At 54.0% G+C, this 25,493-nt stretch carries 22 protein-coding genes; 4 read left to right on the forward strand and 18 right to left on the reverse strand.

Annotated elements, in window-relative coordinates; genetic code table 11:
• Positions 1-31: 31 nt before the first annotated feature.
• The 13 genes from MNODULE_RS10255 to MNODULE_RS10315 all read right to left on the reverse strand — a co-directional run bounded on the left by MNODULE_RS10255 (position 32) and on the right by MNODULE_RS10315 (position 17,119).
• Positions 32-985 carry an NAD-dependent epimerase/dehydratase family protein gene (locus MNODULE_RS10255; RefSeq protein ID WP_168059436.1) on the reverse strand — a complete coding sequence of 318 codons (954 nt, stop codon included), beginning with the start codon at positions 983-985 and terminating at the stop codon, positions 32-34.
• Positions 986-1,056: 71 nt separating this feature from the next.
• Positions 1,057-2,199, reverse strand: a complete 1,143-nt coding sequence (locus MNODULE_RS10260) for a glycosyltransferase (protein WP_168059437.1) — start codon at positions 2,197-2,199, stop codon at positions 1,057-1,059.
• Positions 2,196-4,061: an asparagine synthase (glutamine-hydrolyzing) gene (asnB, locus tag MNODULE_RS10265; protein ID WP_168059438.1), complete on the reverse strand. Its 1,866-nt coding sequence runs from the start codon at positions 4,059-4,061 to the stop codon at positions 2,196-2,198. The genes MNODULE_RS10260 and asnB overlap by 4 nt, the downstream gene beginning before the upstream one ends.
• Entirely contained in the window at positions 4,031-5,227 is a 1,197-nt protein-coding gene (locus tag MNODULE_RS10270) for a glycosyltransferase (protein WP_168059439.1), read from the reverse strand. The genes asnB and MNODULE_RS10270 overlap by 31 nt, the downstream gene beginning before the upstream one ends.
• A gap of 4 nt (positions 5,228-5,231) precedes the next feature.
• Positions 5,232-6,182, reverse strand: coding sequence for a glycosyltransferase family 2 protein (locus MNODULE_RS10275; protein WP_168059440.1), 951 nt, complete (start codon positions 6,180-6,182; stop codon positions 5,232-5,234).
• 10 nt (positions 6,183-6,192) lie between these two features.
• On the reverse strand, positions 6,193-8,343 hold the full coding sequence (locus MNODULE_RS10280) for a glycosyltransferase family 117 protein (protein WP_168059441.1): 2,151 nt from the start codon (positions 8,341-8,343) through the stop codon (positions 6,193-6,195).
• Between the two features lie 16 nt (positions 8,344-8,359).
• Complete coding sequence (locus MNODULE_RS25055) at positions 8,360-8,758, reverse strand: type IV pilin protein (RefSeq protein WP_168059442.1); 399 nt, start codon at positions 8,756-8,758, stop codon at positions 8,360-8,362.
• 444 nt (positions 8,759-9,202) lie between these two features.
• A complete protein-coding gene (locus MNODULE_RS10290; protein ID WP_168059443.1) occupies positions 9,203-11,044 on the reverse strand; it encodes a tetratricopeptide repeat protein in 1,842 nt (613 codons plus the stop codon).
• A 33-nt stretch (positions 11,045-11,077) separates the two neighbouring features.
• A complete protein-coding gene (locus tag MNODULE_RS10295; protein WP_168059445.1) occupies positions 11,078-11,284 on the reverse strand; it encodes a twin-arginine translocase TatA/TatE family subunit in 207 nt (68 codons plus the stop codon).
• A gap of 234 nt (positions 11,285-11,518) precedes the next feature.
• Positions 11,519-12,922, reverse strand: a complete 1,404-nt coding sequence (gene dnaB / locus MNODULE_RS10300; protein WP_168059447.1) for a replicative DNA helicase — start codon at positions 12,920-12,922, stop codon at positions 11,519-11,521.
• A gap of 49 nt (positions 12,923-12,971) precedes the next feature.
• Positions 12,972-14,264, reverse strand: a complete 1,293-nt coding sequence (hisZ, locus tag MNODULE_RS10305; RefSeq protein WP_168059449.1) for an ATP phosphoribosyltransferase regulatory subunit — start codon at positions 14,262-14,264, stop codon at positions 12,972-12,974.
• A gap of 107 nt (positions 14,265-14,371) precedes the next feature.
• Positions 14,372-15,952 carry a phosphoglycerate dehydrogenase gene (serA, locus tag MNODULE_RS10310; RefSeq protein WP_168059451.1) on the reverse strand — a complete coding sequence of 527 codons (1,581 nt, stop codon included), beginning with the start codon at positions 15,950-15,952 and terminating at the stop codon, positions 14,372-14,374.
• Between the two features lie 27 nt (positions 15,953-15,979).
• Entirely contained in the window at positions 15,980-17,119 is a 1,140-nt protein-coding gene (locus tag MNODULE_RS10315) for a pyridoxal-phosphate-dependent aminotransferase family protein (RefSeq protein ID WP_168059453.1), read from the reverse strand.
• A gap of 297 nt (positions 17,120-17,416) precedes the next feature.
• Here MNODULE_RS10315 and MNODULE_RS10320 point away from each other — a divergent pair, with 297 nt between their 5' ends.
• Complete coding sequence (locus tag MNODULE_RS10320) at positions 17,417-18,952, forward strand: N-acetylmuramoyl-L-alanine amidase (RefSeq protein ID WP_168059455.1); 1,536 nt, start codon at positions 17,417-17,419, stop codon at positions 18,950-18,952.
• Positions 18,953-18,957: 5 nt separating this feature from the next.
• The gene (truA, locus tag MNODULE_RS10325; protein WP_168059457.1) at positions 18,958-19,698 is read left to right on the forward strand and encodes a tRNA pseudouridine(38-40) synthase TruA; all 741 of its coding nucleotides are present in this window, start codon (positions 18,958-18,960) and stop codon (positions 19,696-19,698) included.
• Here the strand turns inward: truA and lgt are convergent.
• The 4 genes from lgt to MNODULE_RS10345 all read right to left on the reverse strand — a co-directional run bounded on the left by lgt (position 19,692) and on the right by MNODULE_RS10345 (position 22,343).
• Positions 19,692-20,537, reverse strand: a complete 846-nt coding sequence (lgt, locus tag MNODULE_RS10330) for a prolipoprotein diacylglyceryl transferase (RefSeq protein ID WP_168061093.1) — start codon at positions 20,535-20,537, stop codon at positions 19,692-19,694. The two genes, truA and lgt, sit on opposite strands and share 7 nt — an antisense overlap.
• A gap of 122 nt (positions 20,538-20,659) precedes the next feature.
• The gene (locus MNODULE_RS10335; RefSeq protein WP_168059459.1) at positions 20,660-21,082 is read right to left on the reverse strand and encodes a GerW family sporulation protein; all 423 of its coding nucleotides are present in this window, start codon (positions 21,080-21,082) and stop codon (positions 20,660-20,662) included.
• Positions 21,079-21,717: a hypothetical protein gene (locus MNODULE_RS10340; RefSeq protein ID WP_168059461.1), complete on the reverse strand. Its 639-nt coding sequence runs from the start codon at positions 21,715-21,717 to the stop codon at positions 21,079-21,081. Before MNODULE_RS10340 ends, MNODULE_RS10335 begins: the two co-directional genes overlap by 4 nt.
• A gap of 95 nt (positions 21,718-21,812) precedes the next feature.
• On the reverse strand, positions 21,813-22,343 hold the full coding sequence (locus MNODULE_RS10345; protein WP_202882175.1) for a ribonuclease H-like domain-containing protein: 531 nt from the start codon (positions 22,341-22,343) through the stop codon (positions 21,813-21,815).
• A 310-nt stretch (positions 22,344-22,653) separates the two neighbouring features.
• Between MNODULE_RS10345 and MNODULE_RS10350 the strand changes: the two genes are divergently transcribed.
• Both MNODULE_RS10350 and MNODULE_RS10355 read left to right on the forward strand, forming a co-directional pair.
• A complete protein-coding gene (locus MNODULE_RS10350; protein WP_168059463.1) occupies positions 22,654-23,379 on the forward strand; it encodes a Stp1/IreP family PP2C-type Ser/Thr phosphatase in 726 nt (241 codons plus the stop codon).
• Positions 23,380-23,411: 32 nt separating this feature from the next.
• Positions 23,412-24,821, forward strand: a complete 1,410-nt coding sequence (locus MNODULE_RS10355; protein ID WP_168059465.1) for a sigma-54-dependent transcriptional regulator — start codon at positions 23,412-23,414, stop codon at positions 24,819-24,821.
• Positions 24,822-24,873: 52 nt separating this feature from the next.
• Here MNODULE_RS10355 and MNODULE_RS10360 read toward each other — a convergent pair whose 3' ends face one another.
• Positions 24,874-25,488: a riboflavin synthase gene (locus MNODULE_RS10360; RefSeq protein WP_168059467.1), complete on the reverse strand. Its 615-nt coding sequence runs from the start codon at positions 25,486-25,488 to the stop codon at positions 24,874-24,876.
• Positions 25,489-25,493: the final 5 nt, after the last annotated feature.

Raw genomic sequence — 25,493 nt, forward strand, 5'->3', positions numbered from 1 at the left:
TCACGTCGATCGCCGACCTCTCCATGAACACTCATAAATGTCCTTTGATCCACTCCGCCGTTTTGATGATTCCCTCATCCATGTTGACCTTGGCCCTGAAGCCTAACAGTTGATAGGCCTTTTCGACGGAAGGGACCCTCAGCTCGACCTCGGCGGAAAGCGCCGGTTTAAACAAAATTTTAGAGCTCGATCCCAAAACACGACAGATCGTTTGCGCCAACCCATAGGTCGTCACCACGGCCCTTGCATTTCCGATGTTGAACGACTCACCGACCGCTTTCGGATTTTCGAGACATTCGATGAGGCAGTCGACGAAATCATCGACATAACACCAGGCGCGAATCTGACTCCCATCCCCGTGGATGTGCAGATCTTCATTCTTCAATGCCTTTTTAATGAAGACCTGCATGGCGCTCTCCCCCGTCTGCCCGGGGCCATAGACGTTAAACGGCCTGACGGAGACGATCGGCAAACCGAACTCCCTAAAATAGGCGACGGCGAGATGCTCGCCGGCCAGCTTGCTCACCGCGTAGGTCCACCTCGCCTCTCCGGCGCTCCCCGCCACGGTCTCCCGGTCTTCCGTCGCTTTGAATGCCATGCTGCCGAAAACCTCGGATGTGGAGAAATCGACGACCCGATCCCCAACGCGATTCTGATGGGCCGCCTCAAGAACATTGGCGGTGCCGAGCATATTCACCTTCATTGTTTTAGTGGGGCTCTTGATCACCGTATCGATTCCGGCGATGGCGGCCGCATGAACCACGATGTCGGCCCCCTTCATACACTCCAAGACGCGATCGTAGTCTAAGACATCCCCTTTCGAGACGGTGATGTTCTTATGGCCTGCATGGAGACTGGTCGACAACGTATCTCGATGGAAGTTATCATACACCCATATCTCGTTCTCGGCGACCAGCCTCGAAATGAGGGTGTTCGCAATAAAACCGGCGCCCCCTGTGATGAAGATTTTTTTATTCTTGATCATCGCGCATTCTCCCGTCTCCTCATTTCTCCGACGCACCGCTAAAACGATGCGTCAGGGATTCCTTGCCACCCTCAAGCCGCTCGATGGAAGGCCGCTTCATGAAGATGGATGACCGCTTTATCCCAATCAAAACGAAGCTTTTCTCTCGCCTCCGCACAGGCTTTCCTCATCTGTTCCAAACTCGCTTGATCCAGGACCGCCCTCGATATTTTTTCCGCCAGCGCTGCTGCGTCATTCGGCCGAAAGAGAAGGCGCTCGGACGGGAGGACTTCTCTGATTTCGGGAAGATCGCTTGCAAGGCAGGGAAGATCCCAAGCGAGCGCCTCAAGGAGGGAGTTTGAACATCCTTCGTGTTGTGATGTCGTCACAAACAGATCGGCCGCGCCAAAAAAAGGGGAGAGATCCCCTTGCCAACCGGAAAAAACGAACCTCGCCTTTCCGTTCGCCTCTTCGGCCAGCTGCTGCAGGCGCCGCTTCTCCGGGCCATCCCCGACGATGAGGAAAACGGCGGGCGCCGTTAAGAAGGCGCCGGACCGGATGAGGATCTCCACATTTTTTCTCTGATCCAGGACAGAGGCGGTGATGACGACAAAATCTTCACTGTTGAGCCCTAACTCCTTGCGACAGAGATCGATCGGCAAAAAACGCTCCGGGCGAGACTGAATATGGTTCGTCAACACGCTTATTTTTTCCGGACCGATCCGATATCGCGACGAAATGATCTCTCTCAAACGATCATTGACGGTGATAATTCTGTCCGAGTATTTCAAACCGATACGCGCAAGCAGATCCTCCAGAAGCAGCAGGAAGGGGGGACGCTGCAGCAAGCGATTCACTTCATACGGATCGGATCGAACAAAGGTCAGGATCGGTTTTCCGAGCAATCCCTTCAGAAGCAAAGCGAGAAAACCGTACACGGCGCCGAAGACGGAGACGATGTCCACTTTGAACCGATAACCGATCCAAAGTGCGTAAAAAGGAGCCGTTGCAATAAAGTAAATCCAGAAGAAGACCCCCTCCGTCCGATGGAAAGGGGTCCAGAGAAGATGGGGAATGACCTTGGCATGAGAGATCGGATAAGGCTCCACCGCGATGTAGTGAACCTCTCCACCCCCCTCCGTCAGGGCGTTGAACATCATATAGAGTCTTTTGCACAATCCGCCCGGCTTGTGTTTGTAGTAGATCGATAAGATCTTTTTCCCCTGGAGACTCACCGCTCCTCCCACAAGCGGAAAACCAGCAACAGCCAGAGTTTCTGGCTATGATCCCGAAACCCTTTCTGATGCTCGGCGCAGAGCCGCTCGATATAGGAAAGATCGAATAGACCTTCTCTGTCCTGTTTGAGCAGGACATCGTGAGCAAAACCCTTTAGCCCCGCCTTGAACCAATCCCCCAGAGGAATCATAAAGCCGTGCTTTTTCCGCTGCGTAATCTGCGCCGGGAGCAAATCTCGGAATGCCTTTCTTAAAATAGATTTTGTCTCGAAGCCTTTTAACTTTAAGCCGATCGGCATTTTCATCACCGATTCGACTACTTTCTGATCCAAAAACGGAGATCGGACCTCTAACCCGTGCGCCATGCTCATCCGATCCACCTTGACGAGAATATCATCCGGCAAGTAGGTATGAAAATCGACCCACATCATCTGGGAAATCTCATCCAAAGTTGAATAACGATCCGCGAGCTGATGGGGTTGATCTTTTTCGAATGTTTTGAGCTCGGTCTTCATCCGTTGGCGATAAAGGCAATCGCGCTCCTCTTGGGAAAATGTGGTAGGAAGAAGTTCCAGGGGATCCGCTTCCAATCGCTGCGAGGCGCCGATCAGAAGATGAAGCTGGCGGATAAGACTCCGATCATAATAAACGGTCGATTCCGGGAAGAGGGACAGAAGGGGCTCGATTCCTCTTTGCCGAAGTTTTTTCGGAAGAATCCAATAATATTTGAGCAGCTTCCTGGCGACATATCTTCGATAGCCTGCAAAGATCTCATCACTCCCATCGCCTGAGAGGGCCACGGTCACCGAACGTCTTGTCGCCTCGGACAATTGATAGACGGCCATCGCGGAGGAATCACCGAAGGGTTGATCGAAATGATCGACCAGCTTCGGCAAGAGTTCCTCGACCTGAACCTCCAGCGGGTGGTTCTGATGCTCGGTCTGAAAAAATCGGGCAACCTGTTCGGCAAAAGGAGTTTCATCGAAGCTCGCCTCTTTGAACCCGATCGAGAAGGTCTTTATCCGTTCCATCCCCTTTTTTTTCATCAACCCGACAATAATCGACGAGTCGATTCCTCCGCTTAAAAAAGCGCCCAAGGGGACGTCGCTGATGAGCCTTAAGTGAACCGCCTCTTCAAGCGCCTGACGGAGCGACGCGACATGCTCCTCTTCAGAGATTCTTTCGTGAGACGGGTAAGGCGCCTCCCAGTAGCGCTTGATCTCCACACCCTGTGTATCGATGCTTAGGCAATGCGCGGGGGGAAGCGAGCGGATGTTTTGGTAGATCGTCTCCGGCCCGGGAATGAATTGGTACTTGAAAAAAAGATCCAGGGCGGGATAGTTCAAAGGGCAGCTCCCGCCGACCGCCAACAACGCTTTGATCTCCGATCCGAAGATTAATCGGTTTTTATCGATGGCGTAATAGAGCGGCTTCTTGCCGACACGATCTCTGACAAGGAGGAGTTTCTTTCGATGTTGATCCCACAGGGCAAAAGCGAACATCCCCCGGAATCGTTGAACACCCTTGATTCCCTCTTTCTCGTACTGATGAACAATGACCTCCGTATCGCTATGGGTGGTAAAAACATGTCCGGCCGCTTCGAGGTCCCGCTTGATTTCTTGAAAATTATAGATCTCTCCATTGAAGACGGTTACCACCGTCTTGTCCTCATTGTAGATCGGCTGCTTTCCCCCTTCCAGGTCGATCACGGCCAACCGCGTCTGTCCGAGGCCGACCGGCCCGTTAAGATAATGCCCCCAGCCGTCGGGACCGCGATGCCGAAGCCGCTCCGTCATCGCAGCGAGTTCAGTCTGCTCGACCGGTCTTCCGTTTAAATTGAAGATTCCCGCGATCCCGCACATACCCGCTCGTAGACCTCTCGATAACGCCCGGCAACCGCTTCCCAGTCCAGGCCCATCTCGCCGATTGCCTCCCGTCCTTTTTTCCCCATTTCTTCGGAAAGGGACCGATCCCGAACCAGCTTCAAAAGTTTCTCGGCCAAATCTTCCGGATCCTGAGGCTTTGTCAACAATCCGGTCGCCCCATCTCGGACCACTTCCCGTATGCCGGGAAGATCCGACGCCACGACCGGGATCCCACACGCCATCGCTTCCAAAACGACATTGGGAGTTCCTTCCGAGAGACTGGGAAGAACCAGGCAATCGGATCGACTCATCCAGGTTTGGATCTCCTCCGGAGGCTGCATCCCGACAAATTCCACAAACGCATTCATCCCGTTTTCTTTGATCTGCCGCTCCAGGGCGGGTCTCTCTTCCCCCTCCCCGATCAGCGTCAGGCGAAGGTTGCTCTCGGAACGGATCACCGTTGAAAAAGCTTCGATGAGGTATCGAATCCCCTTTATGGGGATGAAATTTCCGACAAAAAGAATCCGGTAAAAGGGGGACGCTTCTCCGTCTCGTCTCTCGGGCTCCAGATCGACGCCATTTCGGATGAATACAACTCGGTCTTGTGGGAGACCACCGATGATCAGCCACGCGCGAAGCTCTTTATTCACCGTCGTTACGGCGGCCGCCCGCCTCAAAATCCAGAGAGAAGCCGCTGATAAAAAACCGCTCCTTCGCGCATAAAGCGCATCGCTCCCGCGCAGGGTGACGACGAAAGGAATTCCCCGATAAACGCTGACGACCCACGCGATAATGCCGGAGGGAATCCATTGCGCATGAATGATGTCCGACCCCTTCGCAACCTTCACGGCCTTGAACAAAAACGTCAAGAGAAAGAAAGGAAGTTGGATGAGACGCCAGGGGCTTCTGCTTAAATTACCCGGAATGCCGCCCGGTCCATAGGCCAGCCGCTGCCATTTCTGTGGGAAAAAATAAGAGAATCGATAAACATGGCATCCGTCGATCAGCTCGGAATCAGGGGTCGCTTCATGACCCGGTGCGACGACGTCAATGCGGATACCGGATGAAACCAAAGCACGACAGAGACGGGAAACAAAAATGCCCGAATGATCCTCCTTCGAGCGCGGGAATGATGTCGTGAGCAGACAAACTTTCACATTCACAATTTCACTTCAGATGTTTGTTATACTCCATATCAAACCACATTGCGAAGAAAAGCGACTGGAGCCCGGAAATGATCAAAAAGGCGGAAAAGAGGGCGCTGGTCGCGGTGACACCATGCCCCATCACTCGCAATGAAAATAAGTAGAGTCCCAACAATACCCCGGAAGGGGTGAGGCAAATCCCGAGAAAATAAAAGAAGACCAGCGGATGAAAATCGCGGATGATGTACTTCTCGACCATCCGCTTAAAAAATCCTTTCACCAGCAACCAGCTGATGGTCGGAATGACCTTCCAAAGCCGGATTCCCGATTTCTCGCCGATGTTATAGATCGGACGAACGGAGATATCCTTCACTCGGAAATTATTAATATTCAGCGTAATCAGCAGATCATTCGGCATGCCGTATCGCTGGTAGATGCTGTCCAGATCCAGCGCGCGGAGCGCCGTCAGTGAGATGGCGGTGTACCCCGATTGAGAATCTGCGATATGCCAGTAGCCCGATGCGATCTTCGTCAAGAGCGAAAGGATCGAATTCCCCAAGTATCGATGATGGGGAATCATTTTCCACGACTCCCCTCGGAACAGCCGATTCCCCTTCACATAATCCGATTCGCCGCGAAGAATCGGAGAGACGACGCGGACTAAATCGGCCGGATCCATCTGCGCGTCGCCCGCCATCACTGCAACCACGTCGATCTTCTCATCCGTCGCGCTTTTATAGCCGGTCACAATGGCGGCGCCCACCCCTTGATTTTGAGTATGCTGAATCAACGTGAATCGATAAGGCGCCCTCTGCATATATCCCTTTACGATTTCCACCGTTCGATCGGTGCTGAAATCGTCGACAATGAACACCCGATCCACATAAGAAGGGATCGTCTCTAATACCTGCCCGATCAGCCGCTCCTCATTATGGGCCGGGACAACCACCCCGATCCGTTGATTTTCAAGCATTCCTTTTTCCTTATGATGATTGAAGCTGATTCAATCGTTCCCGGGTATCTCTATATTCAGGAGACGCTGCGATCGCTCGTTCAAAATAAGAAGCGGCCTCTTCCTTCTTTCCCATTTGCTCATAGAGGAGCCCTAATTGGTAATTCGTCTCCGCATTTTTCGGCTGAAGCATCGACGCTTTTAACAGGGCTCCTTCCGCTTCCCGAAACCGCTTCTCTTCTAGATAAAGGATGCCGAGGTTTCTCTGAACATCCAAGGATTGCGCGTCCAGAGAGAGCGCCCGCTTGAAATATTCCTCTGATCGCTCCACCTGCTTTAGCTGGCCGTGAGCCACCCCGAGGAGGTTTAGAAAAACAACGTTATCCGGACTCAGGGCATTGGCCGTCTCAAAATGCTGAAGGGCGATATCAAAGCCTCCTTCCTTGAGAAAATAGGCCCCCATTTTCGAGAAGGCATCTCCATAAAACCGACTCTCCTCCGAATCCAGAGGGATCTCATTCGGATCAAAGGAATCCTTTATCTTTGCGAGATAACTCTTGATCCTCTCTTGGGTCAGAGGCGGCGGAGTTTCCTGGATTCTAAAAAACAGCCCGTCCAGAGAGAGATACGGCGCAACGAGATGATCGTTCTCAGGATCAGGCTGCCAATAAATGGGATGATTCATAATGTTGCTGCTGAGGAACGCCGACCCTAACTTTTCTCGCCCGGTCGATGGAACGGTGACAAGGGGAAATCGCGCTTGTGTCACCGTAAAGAAAAAGGAGGGTGATACAAACTCGACTGAGCTTAAATGCGTGACATCGGGGCGCATGGCTTCTGCATTTTGCAAATAGCTGAACGCGAAGTAGGCATCACGGGTAAATGCGATGGCATTGCTTTCAAGATCGAGCAAAATTCTTTTGAATACCTTGCCCGGCCCCCAATAGGTCGATTTATCGTTCTGAATGAAATGAGCCGGCGCGAGAATCAAAATATTGGCGGTCAGAAGAACCCCGAATATTTTCGTCAAATGAAGATTCTGCTGAGATCGCTCCGCCAGATCAACCAGTTTGAGGTAGACCCACCCGGAGCCCACCCCCAATAATATCGTAAAAATGATAAAACCGGAGAGGTAATTTGAAGAATCCCACCAAAAACGGATAAAAAAGAGGAAGGGGGGAAAGAAAAAAGTGGCCATGATCCCAAGGACTTTCTTCTCTCTTCGGAAAAGATAAACCAATCCGATCAAGCCGAGAAGCGTTCCGAAAAACGAAAAGCTGTCGGGGAAAAACCGAGCGTAGTTGATCAATTGGGGAATCCATACATCTTGACTGCTTGGGACATCAAAATGAACCGGCGCATCTTTTCGATCCGTTACATGGATGAGAAATCGCTCAAGGGTCTGGGGATCGCCCCAGTTAAAGGCGGGAGCTTGACTCGCCCGAACCGGCAGATAAAGAAAAACGGAAGAGCCCAAAATGAAGAAGAACAATAAAATCGAGCCATATTTTAAAACGCCCGATCCGGTACGCCGACGCCAGAGGAAAAACAGTAAGACCGGTAAAAACGGAAGATAAAAGATCTCCGCCGCATGTGCGCCCAGGCTCAATCCAAAGAGAAACATCAAGATCGAAAATGCTTTGAACTGTTTTTGAGAATCGGCATCCCGGCCGATCGCACAGACCAGGAGTAAAATAAAACAGGCGGTAAACGCGTTCGCAAGCGTATAAACTTCGGGCACGTTTGCATTCTCCCATAACGCGTTGGATAAAGAAAAAAGAAGGCCCGCGGAAAATGCGATCCATTCAATCGAATGAGGATTGAACCGTTGCGTCATTCCGAACGAGATGTGAACGAGAATTGCCTGGATGATTCGATAAATCAGATAAGAGATCACCCCTCCGAAAAAAGCGGAGAGAAGGGTGACCTTAAATGCAATACTCCCCATGGGGATGAATGTGAATAATTTGGAAATGATGGCGTAAAGGGGAGAGCCGGATGGATGGGCGATGCCTAAAACGAATCCAACCGTCTGAAACTCCGCCCCGTCCCGCCAATAAAGGGTCGGCGCGGCGGTGAAAAGGTAGGCTGAAAACGGGATTAAAAAAACAAAAAGACCTAAAAGGTCTATTTTTTTTTGAGCCATCGGCCGCAAAGAGGGTGGATGAACCGTTGGATCCATCCACCCTCCTATCATATTAGCTGGTAAACGAACCTGGATCGACATCCGTTAATGTTTTGGTCTGATTGATCGTCCAAACATCACCGACCACACGCCCCAAGGCTCCGGTCGCCGTCGCGAGGAAAGTATCGACGAGCTGGCCCGTAATCGTATAGGTATACCTGGGAGTCCCTGAAGTGGCAAAGCCGATTTGTGTCGTTCCACCTCCGGTGAAGCCGGTCGCGTTTTCAGCGGAATAGGCGGTCATATTCGTAAAAATCGACCCCAAATTCGCCTTCGCCTCGGCCTGCTGCGACTTGGCCTGATAGTTTAAAAAGTTCGGGATCGCGATGGCGGCGAGAATACCGACAATCGCAACCACGATCATCAACTCAATGAGCGTGAAGCCCTTCTGATTTTTTACTTGATGAAGCATCTTTTTCCTCCTCTGTTTGAATCGACTTCTCGTATTTCCTTGTCGAACTTCAGGCCGAGGTAGTGCAGGTTATATGCCAACATTCCCACAAGGAATAGAATTAAATTCTCTTTAATTATTACAGAGTTGTGCTTTCTTATTTCGCATAAGATCTCTCTATCCGTCCGAAGATTGTCAGCATTCAATCCTGCATCTGACACTTTTTGTCAATCGGCAGAGAGAAAACGAATCCAAGAAAATCCATTCCCCTCTGAAATCAACTAAGTAGAGATGAGAAGAATCAAATTTAATTAAGAAGGCGATACCGCATCTAAATCTACTTCGGTTTCTACTTTCAGTGAACGTGCCCGATCATTTTATCCACATCCGATTGGCGATGACCAGAATCTCAATCATCACAAGATGCCAATCGGTTCGATATGTACCCCCTCCTTACTTCCATATCTAGTGAATTGATCCTTTAGACACTTCTTTTTGGTTGGATGATTCCGTAGGAAGGACTTCCAGCCCGTCTGTTTTCTTCGGAGGATGTTCCTCTAAAAGAGGCTCTCCGAAACCGGCCTCTCTGAATCGAGAAATCAATTTGTCGTTCTTCGGATCCAATTCCAGCGACCGAGCCCATGCTTCTTTGGCAAGGTCCAGACGGTTTTGCTTTAAGTAAAGTTCGCCGAGATGTTCATGGATTACCGGGTCTTCGGGAACCAGCGAAACGGCTCTGTTGAGCGCCTCGAGCGCCTCTTGAATTTTCCCTTTCTTGTAATAGGCCCAGCCGAGACTGTCGACAAAGTAGCCGTCATCCGGCCGGATGGCCAGGGCGCGATTAATCAAGTCGATCGCCTCATTCAAGTGGATTCCCTTCTCCGCGTAAGTGTAACCAAGATAATTTAAGGCGTTGGCATGATTCGAGTCGAGCTGGATCGTTTTTTCCATCTGTCGGATCAGATCATCGAACCGATTCAGCTTGTCATAGGTCGCGCCGAGATGAAAATGAAGATCGGGTATTTTTGGGTTTTTTTCAATCCCCTGAAGAAAAATCCGGGCGGCCTCTTCGAACCGGTCTTCCTCGTAAAAAATCAGTCCGTTAAAAAGATACGCCTCCGGCCGCTGATCGTCGATCTTTTTTGCCAGTTCTCCTTGCTCCAGTGCTTCCTCTATTTTTTTCAATTTATAAAAATAGAGGGCGCCCAGGCGGATGCGCACGTCGTATAGCTGACGATCCCTTCCGAGAATATCCTGATAGATCGCGACAGCCTTTTCGTAGTTTTCGCTCTCTTCATAAAGCGAGGCGACATAAATTCTCAAGCGAAGATCCTCCGGCCTTCCCTTCATGACCGCTTCAACTTTTTCAATCGCTTTTGCGTACTCTTTTTTCTCCACCCAAATCAGCGCTTCCTGGAGGGGGATATCCAAGTTGGCGGGGTCCGATTGGGCCATCTCATTTAAAAAGCGAAGCGCCTCGTCGAACGCCTTCCCCTGAATCAGCAACTGAACCAGCCGCGCCGTAGCCTCCCGGCTCCTCGGATTGACTTCTTGAAGAATCGTACGGTAGACCTTCTCCGCCTCTTCCGGTTTTTCCTGCAATTCGTGGATGCGGGCGACTTCAAGATGGGCCTGCTCGAAATAAGGATGAAGCGCCAGCGCCTTCCGATACTGCTGCAGTGCCTCTTCAAACGCCTTCTTCTCAAAAGAAATCTTGCCAAGATAGTAGTAACCCAAACCGGAGGCCGGCTCGGCTTCAATCCCTTTTCGGATCATCTCCTCGGCCGGGGCAAGATCCCCCCTGGCGGCGTAGATACTGGCAAGACTAAAATAAGCGTCGACCCTTTTCGGATCGACTGCGACGAGCCGTTGAAAAGCGCTTATCCCCTTCTCCGTTTTCCCGGAAGCCACGTAAATATTCCCGAGAAGATTTAATACCCTAGGATCATTGGGATGAAGCTGCAAAGCGCGCTCTCCATAAGAGATCGCCTCTTTCTGATTGCCGAACTGGCTTAAAAGCGCGGCCGCCCGCGTCAAGAGAAAGGCGGAGTTCGGGTCATGTTGAAGCGCCGCAAGGTAGGCCCTTAACGCGGCCCGCTCCTCCCCCTCGTTCTCAAACTGGAGACCGACCACGGCATGATAATAGGCTTCCGGGTCGGGAATCTCCTCCCGTGCCTCTTTGTTGGGCGCGGGATCTAGAGGCGATTCATTTGTTTTTAATGCAGCGCAAGAGACGAATTGGGAGAAAAAGATCAGAAGGAAGAAAAATGTTGAAGCGCTTTCAAAACACCGACTGAAGTACTGCATTGGACGTATCTTAATAGGAACCTCCATCACCACTCAATGCTTTTCGATACCTTCTTTCCGACCTTCTTCTCCTTTTTCCTTGGGGGTGACATCGATGGCATCCGGCTCCGACATTCCCTTTTTAAAACCCCGGATCGCCTTGCCGAGGCCAGATCCGATCTCAGGAAGCTTTCCGGCGCCAAAAATGATGAGGATAATCACAAGGAGAACCACCAGTTCTGGCATTCCCAGTCCAAACATAAATCATCCTTTGGTTAAACAAGTTGGAAGAACGCGATATGAGGGGCAGGCATTGCAGCCGATCCAGATTGAAGAGCCCTAAGCGCCTGATGAAGATGGGGCAATCCCTTTGGATATCCACTTGAGAAGTGTTAAGAACCCCGGCCTATCGGGATTCTTCGTCACCATAGAATTAAACAGACTCTTTAGATTCATCAAATTATAGGAGGAATCAAGAACCTTGTCAAATTGATTCTAGCCCTCCATCCCGCCCTGTAGCCGCTTCGGATGATCGTCGGAGAGATCTTCAAAGCGGGTATATCGATCGATGAAGGCCATCGGGACATCTCCAATCGGTCCATTTCTCTGTTTTCCGATGATGATCTCCGCCAGCCCTCTGCGGCCGCAGATACACTCTCCCTCCCGAGGACATTTACAGGGATCGTACACCTCCTCCCGATAGATGAAGAGGACCACATCGGCGTCCTGCTCGATCGCGCCCGATTCCCGCAGATCGGCGAGCATCGGCCTTTTTTTCTTCTCAGGCCGCGACTCCACGGCGCGGGAGAGTTGGGAGAGGGCGATCACCGGGACGTGGAGTTCCTTCGCCAATGCTTTCAAAGAACGGGAGATATCGGAAATCTCCTGCTGCCGGTTGTCGGCGTCTTCCCGTCCCCGCATCAATTGAAGATAGTCTACGATGATCAGATTCAGGTTATGTTCCGCCTTGAGGCGGCGCGCCTTCGCCCGCATCTCCAGAATCGACATGGAGGCCGAGTCGTCGATGAAAATCGGCGACTCGCTTAGCTTTCCGGCCGCCCGGATCAGCTGTTGCCAATTGTCGTTTCCAGGCCGTCCCAGATATCCGGAGCGGATCTTGTGCGAGTCGACACGCGCCTCGGAGCAAAGCATTCTAAAAACAAGCTGCTCTTTCGACATCTCCAAACTGAAGACGCCGACGGTCTGCCGATTTTTGATCGCCACATTTTGGGCCATTCCCAACGCAAACGCCGTCTTCCCCATCGAAGGGCGGCCGGCCACGATGACCAAATCGCCCGCCTGAAGGCCGGAGGTCATTTTATCGAGGTCTTTGAAACCGGTCGGAAGCCCGGTGAGCCGCTGGTCGGCCAGCTTCTCGATGATCTCGAAACCGGCCTTCACCAGCTCCCGCATCGGAACGAACGTTCCCTGCATCTTCCTATCCGAAATAGCAAAGATGTTCCGCTCGGCATGATCCAAAAGATCTTCCACCTTCCCTTGCGATTCATACCCGACGGTGACGATGTCGGTCGCAATGCTGATCAGGCTCCGGAGGAGCGATTTTTCATGGACGATCTTCGCATGCATTCGAATATTCGCCGCCGTCGCGACGCTGTTGAGGATCTCCGCCAGATACGAGGCCCCTCCCACCGCGTCGAGCTGCCCCTTCAGCCGGAGATGCTCGGTCAAAGTGATCAGATCGATCGCCTCGTTGTTCCCATTGAGCTCCAACATGGCGGAGAAGATCTTTCGATGACTCTCTTTGTAGAACTCATCGGCGCGCAAGATCTCAACGACTTTATTGACCGCTTGATTATCAAGGAGGACGGCCGCCAAGACCGCCTGCTCGGCCTCGAGGTTCTGAGGAGGGAGCTTCTGAATAGAAAGATCTGTCTGCATCACAGCATCACCCGAAAGATTTAAGAATCTGTTTGAAGGAAAAATCGGATCAGGATGATCTCAACCATTCCAGAAAATCGGGATGGCTCCGGCGCTCTTGACGGCCTGTACGAACATCCACGGAGCGGATGCCTTTGTCTCGTCCTCCCGTGATCAGGAGGATCTTCGCCACCTTTTGCTTGCGGGCCTCGGAAAGATACGACTCGACCGCGCCGTGAAATCCGTTTCGGCGGATCACCCGATAACCGGCGTCGCGAAGTTGATGAGAAAGCGACATCGCCTCGGACGTCCCCTCGGCGGTATGGAGCACCAGAAAATCGGCCGACGAATAGTCGCCGTCCGATCCGGCCGCCTGTTCCAACGCCCACTGAATCCGCTCGATGTGAAGGGCAAACCCGGTGGAAGAAGAGGGAGCGCCGAACTTCTCCAGGAGGTGGTCATATCGGCCCCCTCCCCCCAATTCGGAGCCGGCCCCCTCCGCAAAAATTTCAAAGATCGTCCCGGTATAATAATCGAACCCGCGGACCTCGCCAAGATCGATCAAGAGAAACTCCTGGTGTCCGGCCTGTTTTAAAATCTCATACACTTCCCGAAGCCGTCGAAGACCGGCTTTGCAGGCGGGAGAGACGGCGAGCGGCTTCGCCGCGGCGAAGACTTCTTCCCCGCCGAAGAGGTCCAGGAGCGAGAGGACCTGCTTCCGCGTTTTCGGACCGACCTTTTCCTCTTTTAAGAGGGCCTCCAGAAGAGACGCATCTTTTTTTGCGACCGCGCCCAAGATCCTTTTGAACGAAGCGGGCGACGATTCAAACGGCTGGAGAATCCCCCGCGTAAACGCCATCTGACCCAGGGCGATCTTAAACGATTTGAGCTCCAGCTTCTGCAGGATTTCGATCGCGAGGGAGATCGTTTCCGCGTCGGCTTCGGCATTGGAGGGACCGATCAGCTCTCCCCCGATCTGGTGGATCTCCCGTTCCCTCCCGGCATGCTCCTCCTCGTGGCGGAAGACATTCGCCGAGTAACAAAGGCGGATCGGAAGCGGTTGGTCGTTCAGGAGGGTCGCGGCGATTCGCGCGATCTGGGGGGTGACGTCGGGGCGCAAAACCATCATCCGCCCCGTCGCACGATCGACGAACTTATATGCGCGGTTGAGAAGCTCTTCTCCCACCCCGAGTGAGAAGACATCGAGGTATTCGAAAATCGGGGTGATCACCTCTTGATATCCCCACCGGGAAAAGAGAGAGAGGATTTTTCGCTCGATCTCGCGGCGTCTCGACGTTCCTTCGGGAAGGAAGGTGGCCACCCCCTTTGGAATCATCGTTCTTGGTTTACCGGGTAATTTCATTGAAAGAACCGGGGGCCGGGAGCCAGGGGTCGGGGACCGGCAAAAACTCAAAAAGTTTAAACCGAACCCCGGCCCCTGATCCCCGGCCCCGCCCTTTAGGTAATTTCTTAGAGTTTGACCCGCTTCACGGAGAGAACGTGCGGGAGCGATTTGAGATCTTTGAGCACTTCCGGGGAGACGACCGAGTCGATACCGACGACCGAGATCGCTTTGCCGCCGGCCCGTTCACGTCCGAGCTGCATTCGGGAGATGTTGATCTGATTCTTTGCGAGAAGCTGCCCCAGCCCGCCGATCACCCCCGGCTTGTCTTCATTGAAGAGGTAGAGCATATGCCCCTCGGGGACGACTTCCAACGACATGCCGTCGATCTCCACGAAGCGCGGCTCTTTCTTGTTGAAGATGCTCCCGGAGACGACCTTCGTCTGCCCTCCCGCCTTCACCTTGATCGAGATCAAACTGGAGAAATTCCCCGCGTCGCTGCTCTTCGCCTCATTCACCTCGATCCCCCGCTCTTTGGCAATGCTGGGGGCATTCACATAATTCACCGTCTCTTCCAGGATCGGCGCAAGCAATCCCTTGATGGCGGCAAGCGTGATCGGACTGGTCTGAAGATCGCCCGCCTCGCCGTGGTATTCGATCGTGACCTTTTCGATCCCCCCTTCCACCGTCTGCCCCAGAAAAGCGCCGATCTTCTCCGCCAGCTCGACGTAGGGCTGGACTTTCGGAAGAAGATCCGCAGGGACCGAGGGAAGATTCACGGCGTACCGGACAACCCCCCGGACGAGAAAATCGACGACCTGCTCCGCAATCGCCCAGGCCACATTCTCCTGCGCTTCGGTGGTGGCCGCCCCCAAGTGGGGGGTGCAGATGAAATTATCCAATGTGAGAAGCGGATTCGCCGGATCGACCGGCTCTTTTTCGAAAACATCGAACGCCGCCGCCGCGACCTTTCCACTCTTGAGGGCGTCGAAGAGATCGGTCTCGTTGACGATCCCGCCGCGGGCGCAGTTGATGATCCGAACGCCATGTTTCATCTTCTGGATCGCCGCCGCGTTGATCATGTGCTTCGTCTCGGTTGTCAACGGCACGTGGAGGGTAATGATATCGGCCCGGGAGAAAAGGGTCTCCAGATCGACCACTTCCACCCCTAACTTCTTGGCGTTCTCCGGGGAGAGGAAGGCATCGTAGGCGATGACCGTCATGTTCGCTCCCTGGGCAAGCTTGGCGACGTAGCTCCCGATCTGACCGATCCCGACGATCCCGATCGTTTTATTGAAGATCTCCATCCCCATGAACTTGTTCTTCTCCCACTTCCCCGACTTCACCGACGCGTTCGCTTGGGGAACCTGCCGGGCCATCGACATCAGAAGGGAGAAAGAGTGCTCGGCGGTGGTCACCGTGTTCCCGCCGGGGGTGTTCATGACGACGATCCCCCGCTTCGTCGCGGCGGGAAGATCGACGTTGTCGAGCCCCGATCCGGCCCGGCCGACCACCTTGAGGTTCTTCGCCGCGGCGATCACATCCTTCGTTACCTTGGTGCCGCTCCGGATGATGAGGGCATCGTAATTCGGGATCTCCTCGATCAACTGCGCCGGGGTCAGCTTCGTTTTGACGTCAACCGTCAAACCGGCCTTCTTCAGGATTTCAACGCCCCGTTCTGAAAGGGAATCACTGATTAATACCTTCATAAAACCTCCAAACAGCCTTCCTGAAAGCTATTTTTTTAAGAGAATTTCCTGCGCGATTCCGACGCCGGTCCCGAGTTTCAAAGGATGCCCCATCCCCTTCAGGACCATCTCGACCGCCGCGACCGCCGTGATGATGTCAAAGGTGTCCATGTATCCCATCGTGGCGATCCGGAAGACCTTTCCCTTGAGCTGATCTTGTCCGCCCGCGGCCGTGACGCCGTATTTGACGCGGAGATCTTTGTAGATCGCCTGGCCGTCATAGCCCTGGGGCGCTTCGATCGCCGTCACCGCATCGCTGGGATACTCTTTCGGAAAGAGGGATAGCCCCAACCCCTTCATCGCCTCCCGCGTCGCTTTGGCAAGAAGCCCCTGGCGTGCAAACACATTTTGCAGCCCTTCTTCTTTAAGCATCCGGAGCGATTGGTCCAGACCGACGATCAGCGAGACCGCCGGGGTGTAGGCGGTCTGATTCTTCGCCAAACCTTCCCGCTCTTTTTTGAAGTTGAAATAGAACTTCGCGTTCTTCGCCTTCTCCGACTGGCGCCACGCCTTCTCGGAAACGGAGACGAACGCCAATCCCGGAGGCAACGCCAGCGCCTTCTGCGAGCCGGTGACGACGACATCGAGGCCCCACGCATCGGTCTGGATGTCGAAAACCCCCATCGCCGAAACGGCATCGACGACCATTAAGGTCCCTTCGAACTGTTTGACGACCTCGCCGATCTCGCGGATCGGATGGGCCACGCCGGTCGACGTCTCATTGGCCTGGGTAAAGACCGCCTTGATCGACGGGTCTTTCTGGAGGGCGGCTTTGATCTGCTCCGGTTTCACCGCGTATCCCCACTCGACCTTGATCTCCTCCGCCTTAACGCCGTAGGCCGCGCAGATTTTCCCCCAGCGCTCGCCGAATTTTCCGCTGTTGACGAAGAGGGCTTTGTCGCCGGGAGAGAGAAAGTTGGTGACCGATCCTTCCATGCCGCCGGTCCCGGATGAAGCGATGATGAGGACGTCGTTCTGGGTCTGGTAAAGCCATTTCAAATCTTGTTTGACCCGCTCGAGGATCTTCGCGAATTCGGGGGCGCGGTGATGCAGAATCGGCTGGGCCATGGCCAAGAGAACCTCGGGAGAGACCTGCGTCGGACCCGGCGCCAAGAGGTACTTCTTCATCTTTATCTACTCCTTTAGAATTGAAACAAGTTTTTCGGACTGAAAAGCAAACTGAGAATTTTTCGACGGTAACATAGGGGGGTGAAAAATGTCAAGAAAAAGGTTCGAGTTATGGTACGATGGAAGGGAAAAAGAAGGGGGAATTTGACAAGATTTCTCTTTCGGTTTACCTTGTCTGGAAACAGCGCACTTATTTCCAAAACGGCTTTCCGACGAGCGGCTCAACTCTGGACAAACCCGATTCCCCCCTGTTAAAGATTCGGCGCGCACGCGGGGCCGGGAAAAATCAAACTGCCTATGAAACGATTGCTCCATCCACATCGACTGTTCTTTTACCCGATGCGTTTTATTTTCCCGATATTGATTCTCTCCGTAATCGTAGCGGCGATGCCGACGGCTTCGCCTGCGATTGCGGCGGAAGACATCAAAGAAGCCGATGCCTGCCGGGACGGCTTGAGAGCGGCCCCCGAGCGGAAAAAATTCCGGGACAATTGGGAGAAGTGCGTTCAAAAGTATAAAGAGACCCGCGCCTTCAAGCAAAACGACGGGCAGGTCCTCTTTGAGATCGCCCGGCTCTACCAGGAGTTGTACCTCTATTCCGATCGGAAGAGCGACCTCCAAAAGGCGAGGGAACACTATCAAAAGATCTCACAGAAACCGTCCGAACCCTCCCTTTGGAACGAGGCGCAGCGGCAGATCAATCGAATCGAAGCGCTGGTCGGACAGGCACCCGCTCCGAAACCGGCGGGAGCCGTCCTTTCCAATATCCGGCATTGGGCCTATCCGGACTATACCCGCGTCGTCATCGATCTCGATCGCCCGGCTCTTTTCAGGGTTGAGAAATCTTCTCCCACCTCGCTGACTGTCCGTCTTTCCGATGCCGTCCTAGGAGAGCTTTTCAAAAAGAACCGGTCGATCGCCGTCAAAGATGCCCCCCTAAAACAGATTGAGGCAAAACAAAAAGAGGAAAATACGGTCGATGTCGTGCTGACCTTTAAGCAGCTCGGCTCCCACAAAGTAATCCCGCTCAGCGATCCCGACCGGGTGGTGATTGATGTCACCAACGTTGAAAAGAAGACGGTGACTACCCGCGCCAAGGGAGAATCCGCCGAGCCCGACGTGATGGCGTTGCTCCCCCCGCCTCCCCTCTTCACGATTAAGACCATCATGATCGACCCCGGACACGGGGGAAAAGATCCGGGCGCCATCGGGGTCAATGGATTGGAGGAGAAAGAGGTCGTCCTCGATGTTTCCCTCCGGCTGAAGAAAATGATTGAGAAGAAACTCAAGAAAAAAGTGATCATGACCCGCGATCAGGATGTCTTCATCCCCCTCGACGAGCGGACCCTCATGGCGAATGCCCAAAAAGCCGATCTCTTCATCTCGGTGCATGCCAACGCGAGCCCGAAGCGGAATACGCAAGGGGTCGAAGTTTATTTCCTCGGCCGGGCCACCGATGATCGGGCGATCGAGGTCGCGGCGCGCGAAAACGCCACCAGTGAAAAAGCGGCCCGCGATTTTCAAGAGGTGATCTTGAACGACCTGGAACGCGATTTTAACATGAACGCGTCGCTGGAGCTGGCCCACATCACCGAGGGGGCCTTCGTCGATCATCTGATCTCGAAATATCCGACCACCTCCCTCGGCGTGAAGCGGGCCCCTTTCTACGTGTTGGCCCATACGAACATGCCGGCCATTCTCGCCGAAATCTCCTTCCTGACCCATCCGGCCGAAGGGAAACGCCTTCGAAGCGCCGCATACCGGCAGAAAATCGCCGAGTCCCTCTTCAGGGGAATCGAGCGATACCTTGATTCCGCCCAAGCCGACTCATAACGAAAATGGCCGGGAACCTCATCAAGCTGACCCTCGAATATGACGGCGCCCACTACCACGGCTGGCAGATTCAGCCCCGCCTTACGACCGTTCAGGGAACCGTTGAAAACGCCCTACGGCGACTGACCGGAAAGCCGGTCCGGATCACCGGCGCCGGACGGACCGATGCCGGGGTCCATGCCTTCGGCCAGGTGGCTCACTTCGCCCCGCCGGTCCCATTCGATACCGACACCTGGACCCGCGGGCTCAATGCCCATCTGCCGGACGACATCGCCGTTCGATCTTCCGAAGAAGTCCCCGCGTCATTCCACGCGCGGTTTTCCGCGAAGCGAAAAACCTACGCCTATTTCATCTACAATCATCCACGCCGTTCTCCCCTTCACCGGCGGACGGCATGGCATGTTTTTCAGCCGTTGGATCTTTCCAAAATGAGGAAAGCAAGCCGCTTGCTGATCGGCCGTCGCGATTTCACATCGCTCTGCGCCGCCGCCGGCGAGGCGGAGGATCGGATCGTCGATCTGGAAAAGATCGATCTCCGGAAAGAAGGGGACCGGATTCGGATCACCTTTCAAGCCCCGCGCTTTCTGCAGTACATGGTCCGGAATTTGGTCGGATTGCTCGTGGAGGTAGGGCGCGGCAGAAGGGCCGCTTCAGAGGTTCCTGAAATTTTGGAGGGACGCGATCGCCGCCTGGCCGGTCCCACCGCCCCGCCGCAGGGACTCTTTTTGATGCGGATCGACTATTGACGTCTCTTCTTTCCGGCCGTCCGGTCGCGCTTTATTTCCTCTACCGGAGCGGGGCTCGGCGGAGGCTCTCCCCGTTTAAATTGGATCGCAACCATCACCGCCCCAAGAAGGAACATCGGCAGGCTGAGGAGCTGCCCCATCGAGAGGGGGCCGAGGATCAATCCCAATTGCGGGTCGGGCTCACGGAAGAATTCAGTGATAAAGCGAAAGAGACCGTAAAAGAGAAAGAAGGACCAGAAGACAACCCCTCGCGGCAGTTTTCGGCCGGAGAGGACCCAGAGGATGAGAAAGAGGACCGGACCTTCCAATGCGGCCTGATAGAGCTGGGAGGGATGGCGGCAGGCGTCATCCGCCTGAGGGAAGACCATACACCAAGGAACATCGGTCGGCCGGCCCCAGAGCTCGCCGTTGATGAAATTCCCGATCCGTCCCAACCCGAGGCCGACCGGCACCGCAGGCGCCGAGATATCGGCCAGATCGTAGAAGGCGTATTGATACCGTTTGCAAAAAAGGGCGCCGGCGACCAAAACGCCGATCAGCCCCCCATGAAACGACATCCCCCCTTCCCAAACGGCAAAGATCTTCGAGGGATTTTCAAGGTAGAACCCCGGATTGTAGAAGAGGACATACCCGAGGCGGCCTCCCAAGATGACTCCGATCGCGACGTAGAGCATCATATCGGAGATCTCTTCCTTCGAGATCTTAAGCCCCCTCCGGACCGCCGTCGCGCGGATGATGAAGATCGCCGCGATAAAGGAGAGGGCATACATCAACCCGTACCATCGGAAAGCGAGCGGACCGATCCGGATGAAGACCGGGTCAATATCGGGGTATTTGATCATAAGAGCGTAAACGCGTGAGGCGTGAGGCATAAGGCATGAGGGGTTTAAAGACGAAAGAAGAAATCTTTGGATCTTATCCCCGACGCCTCACCCCTCACGCCTCACGTATTTTATCCTTTCTATGGGGTTTGCAATCCCGGAGTGAATCCCGGCGCGCCGGGGCTCGGTCTCTCGACCCGCTCTTCGGCTTCCGGCTTTCCGACCTTCTGGGAAACCTTCTCGACCACCTTGTCGATCAATTCGGGGACCTTTTCATAAAGGGCATCGAGACCCTTCCCCTTGCCGACATTCAGCAACGAGACGCTCTGATCCTTGACGACGAGGAACGCGATCGGCTCCACCTTCACCCCCCCTCCCCCGCCGACCCCTTCCCCCTGCTGGGACTGTCCGCCGCCGCCGACGCCGATTCCCATCGAAATCCGGGAAACCGGAATAATCGAGACATTGCCCGCCTGAAACGCCTCGCCGATGATGGTATCGGTGTTTGCAATCGCCTTGAGCTGCTCTAAAAGCGTCTTCATCAAATCTTCTGCGATACTCATGCTGAAACCTCCTCTCTTCTGACACGGTCCGGATGTCGAATCTCACGAAACACGCGATAGAGTTCACGATAAGGTAATTTAAAAAGAAGCCGAAGGGTCGGAATCACCATTCGGTATAACGGCAGCGCGAACGCCCCCACGAAACGGTTCTCCCCCCAGAAATTCACCGCGAGATGAACCCGCTTCATCCGAACCCCCTGAAAGGAACCGTAGCAGATCCCATTGATCATCGGATCATCGAACGAGAGATCCAACCGAAGATGCGAGATCGAGAAGGCGCGCAGCAGCTCCAGCGTATACTGGACAGAAAGCTCGGCCAGTTGGATCATCAGGGAGCGGCGAGACAACAGAACGGAGACGAACGAGGGCCGCTCTTCTTTTTCCTCCTCCATTGTCTCCTCTTCGGGAGGGGGCTCCGGGGGGGGAGCGGCCGGTTTCTTTTTTTTCGTTCGAAACCGAATACCGAAAAATCGAATCTCCAAACGTTTGTCAGGAAAACGGAAGGCCAGACTCAAGAAAAGCCATCGGACGGAAAAACGCTTCTCTTTGGAATCGACGACAAAGTGGAGTGGAACGACGAGCAGGAGCGCCGCGAAAATGGCGATGAACAGAACGACCATCCAGCCGATCGACATGATGGAAATCTCACTTGAGAAGGGGGTTGGGAAAAGAAATTAATTCAATATAACACAAACGGAAATCAAAAAGAAAGAAACAGCGGGGAGAAAGACTACCAGACGACGCTGACGCGCGCGGCCTGGTTCGATCGATTCGTATAATAAATAAATCCGTTCCGGCAGCCGTAGAGATGGAGATCGCGCGTGATGCGCACATCCTCTTTACAGTAAAGAGCGATGCTGGCGAAATTCCCTTCGCGGTACCATCGGATCGCCTTGAGACCGTCGGCCGTCTTTCCCGCCTTGAGGGTCGCCGCGGCCAGGCTGTCGAGCTTTGGGCGAAATCCGAGGATCGGATGAAGATAGGTCATCAAATCAAGCGTGGGAAGCGCCGAAAGGTTCACATCGGTATAAGGCGAAAGGACCGAATAATCGAAACCGAGAATGTTGTATCCGACGATTCGATCGGCCGAGCGCAGTTCGGAAATCAAGGCCGGGATATCCTCTTCCTCATATCCTCGGAACCGATCGTCGCGCGTCGAATAGGTCACCCCGAACGAGAAACCCATCCGGTGCTTGTTTTCCCATCCTCCCACCTCTTCCGCGCTCTTTTTCGTTTCGAGGTCGAAGTAGACGATATTCATCAGACCCCCGGTCCGGCGAACAGAATCTTTTGAAAGAAAAAGATTCCGTAATTTACGTAATTCTCGCAATCCATGTCAAGGAATTCCTTCATTGTCGTGAATGTCCTGTTCGAATCTGATCACGATCCCTTGCAAGATCGAACTTCATCCGATATAGTACCCATTTAAGTAACATCATGCGCTTTCCTTTATCTCTAAAACGATGGTGGACAAAATTGCACCTATCTTATAAAATGAGCTTGATGTCCTACTTCTTCAAACGTTCATCAAATCAGAACCGACCAATCGAATCGACTGAGGACTCCGACAAATGAAGGTGATCGCCGCAGGGTTAACCGATGTGGGTCGCGTCCGTCGATCCAATGAAGACAGTTTCGGACTCTTTCCCGAGCATAACCTCTACATTGTCGCCGACGGAATGGGCGGCCATGCGGCGGGCGAAGTCGCCAGCAAAATGGCGGTCGAGCTGATCAAGGAATTCTTCTCCTCCACGGAAATTACGGAACAGACGGAAGAGATGAAACTGGCCCGGGCCATCAACCACGCAAACCAAAGAATTCACGAGGCGGGCGAAAAAGACGCCGCGCTCAGCGGGATGGGAACCACGGTCGTCACCGTCATCGCCCGGAGTGAGGAGATGCTCATCGGCTTCGTCGGCGACAGCCGGGTCTATCTCCACCAGAACAACAAGACGCAACAACTGACGCAAGATCACTCGTTGGTGAACGAGTATGTCCGAAAGGGCCTCCTCACCCCCGAGGCGGCGGAGCGCCATCCGCTCAAACATGTCATCAGCCGCGCGCTCGGCACCAGCCCCGCCGTGGAGGTGGAAACCGTCCGTCGGACCCCTGCCACCGGAGATATTCTTCTCCTCTGTTCGGACGGCCTCAGCAACAAATTGACCCTTGAAGAAATCAGCGCCATCCTGACCCAAACGCGGGATAATCTCGAAAAGACATGCAGCGCCCTCATTGAGAAAGCGAAAGAAAAAGGGGGCGAAGACAACATCACGGCGATTTTGATCGGCTATCGTTAAGCAATCCCATCTCCTTCCCCGATTCGGCACAGATGAAAAAGATTCTCGTCATCGATGATGAGATCAGCGTTCAGGAATCCTTCCGGAATTTCTTGAAGCGAGAGTACGCCCTTGTTTTCGCCTCCGACGGCGAGGAAGGGGTGCGGCGTTTTCAGGAAGCCTTCCCTGATCTGATTCTCCTCGATCTGATCATGCCGCGCATGGATGGGATGGCGGCGCTCAAGCGAATCCGCGAGGCCGACGAAAAGATCCCGATCATTATGCTCACCGCGACCCGGACGATCAAAACCGCGGTCGAAGCGATCAAGGCCGGCGCCGACGACTATCTGACCAAGCCGTTCGACCTGGAAGAGCTCAAGTGGCTCTTGGCCAAGACCCTCTCCAATCGCGACCTTGAAAAAGAAGTGCAAGCCCTTCGAACGGAAGTCTCCAAGCGGTACGGATATGAAAACATCGTCGGGAACAGCGAGGCGATTCAGGCGGTCTTCGAAAAGATCCGACACGTCGCCGACACCAAGACAACCGTGCTCCTTCTGGGGGAAAGCGGCACCGGAAAAGAGCTGGTCGCCAAGGCCCTTCACTACAACAGCAGCCGACGAAACCATCCGTTCATGGCGATCAATTGCGCCGCCATCCCAGAAACGCTTCTTGAAACCGAGCTCTTCGGCCACGAGCGCGGGGCGTTTACCGACGCACAGTCGCGACGGATCGGACGATTCGAGCAAGCCGATCACGGAACGCTTTTCCTCGACGAAGTCGCAGAGCTTTCGCTCCCCTGCCAAGCCAAAATCCTTCGCGCCTTGGAAGAGCGGAAATTCATGCGGGTCGGGGGATCGGATCTCATCGAAACCGACGTCCGGGTCATCGCGGCAACCAATAAAGATCTGGAAGAAGAAATCCGCAAAGGGCGTTTTCGGGAAGATCTCTATTATCGGATCAATGTCATTCCGATCTTCCTCCCCCCGCTTCGCCAAAGAAAGGAGGATATCCCGCTCCTCATCAAGCACTTCCTCGACAAGAAATCGGCGGCGGAAGGGCTCCCCCCCAAATCGATCACGGCAGAAGCGATGGAAATCCTCTCTGGTTATGAATGGCCGGGAAATATCCGCGAGATCGAAAATCTGATCGAGCAAATGGTCACCCTCTCCTCCTCTCAGCGGATCGATGTAGACGACATCCCTCCCGCGATCCGAAGGAAACCGGGCCGATCCGGTTCGAACGACTTGATCTCTTTTAGAGAGCTGCCGTTGGAACAGGCGGTCGAACAGCTCGAACGGCAGATGATCTCGCACGCCCTTGAACAGAGCCGTCACGTTCAGACGCGGGCGGCGAAGCTCCTCGGCATCTCCCGGCGGCAGTTAAAATACAAAATGGATGCGCTTGGTTTGGGCGATGAGAAGCAGGGGTCCGGGGCCGGGGAACAGGGGCCAGGGAAAAATTAAATCACGCAAAAGAACATAGACCGACAATAAGAACAATTCCCTCTCCTGGTTTTTATTGCCTGACCCCTGGCCCCTGGCCCCCGGCCCCCAAGAGTCTCTCCACATACTTCCCGATGAGATCGCTTTCCAGATTCACCGGGGCGCCGATCTCCTTCAGGCCCAATGTCGTGACCTTGGCGGTATGAGGGATAATCGAAAGGGTCACGCTCCGGTCGGTCAAGCTGTTGATCGTCAGGCTCACCCCGTCGACGGCGATCGATCCCTTTTTGATGCAGTACTTTAAAATGTCCGACGGCGCTTCAATGGTCAGAATGATCGCATTCTCTTCCTGTTTTCGGTCGCGGATCACCCCCACCCCTTCGACATGCCCCGAGACAAGATGCCCGCCGATCCGGTCCATGATCCGCATGGCCCGTTCGAGGTTGACCGGATCGCCCGCCTTCAGACCGCCGAGGGTCGTCACCCGCGCCGTTTCCGGGGAGAGATCGACGGTGAACCCGCTTTCAATCAAGGCGGTCGCCGTCGTACAAACCCCGTTGACCGTCACGCTGTCTCCGATCTCAAGATCATCTAAAACGGTCTTCGCCAAGAGGGTCAATCGGATCGACTGAAGATTCCGATCGATCGTTTTGACCACCCCCATCTCTTCGATGATACCGGTAAACATGTTCC

Source organism: Candidatus Manganitrophus noduliformans, from assembly GCF_012184425.1.
In the GTDB taxonomy this organism is placed as follows: Bacteria; Nitrospirota; Nitrospiria; order SBBL01; family Manganitrophaceae; genus Manganitrophus; species Manganitrophus noduliformans.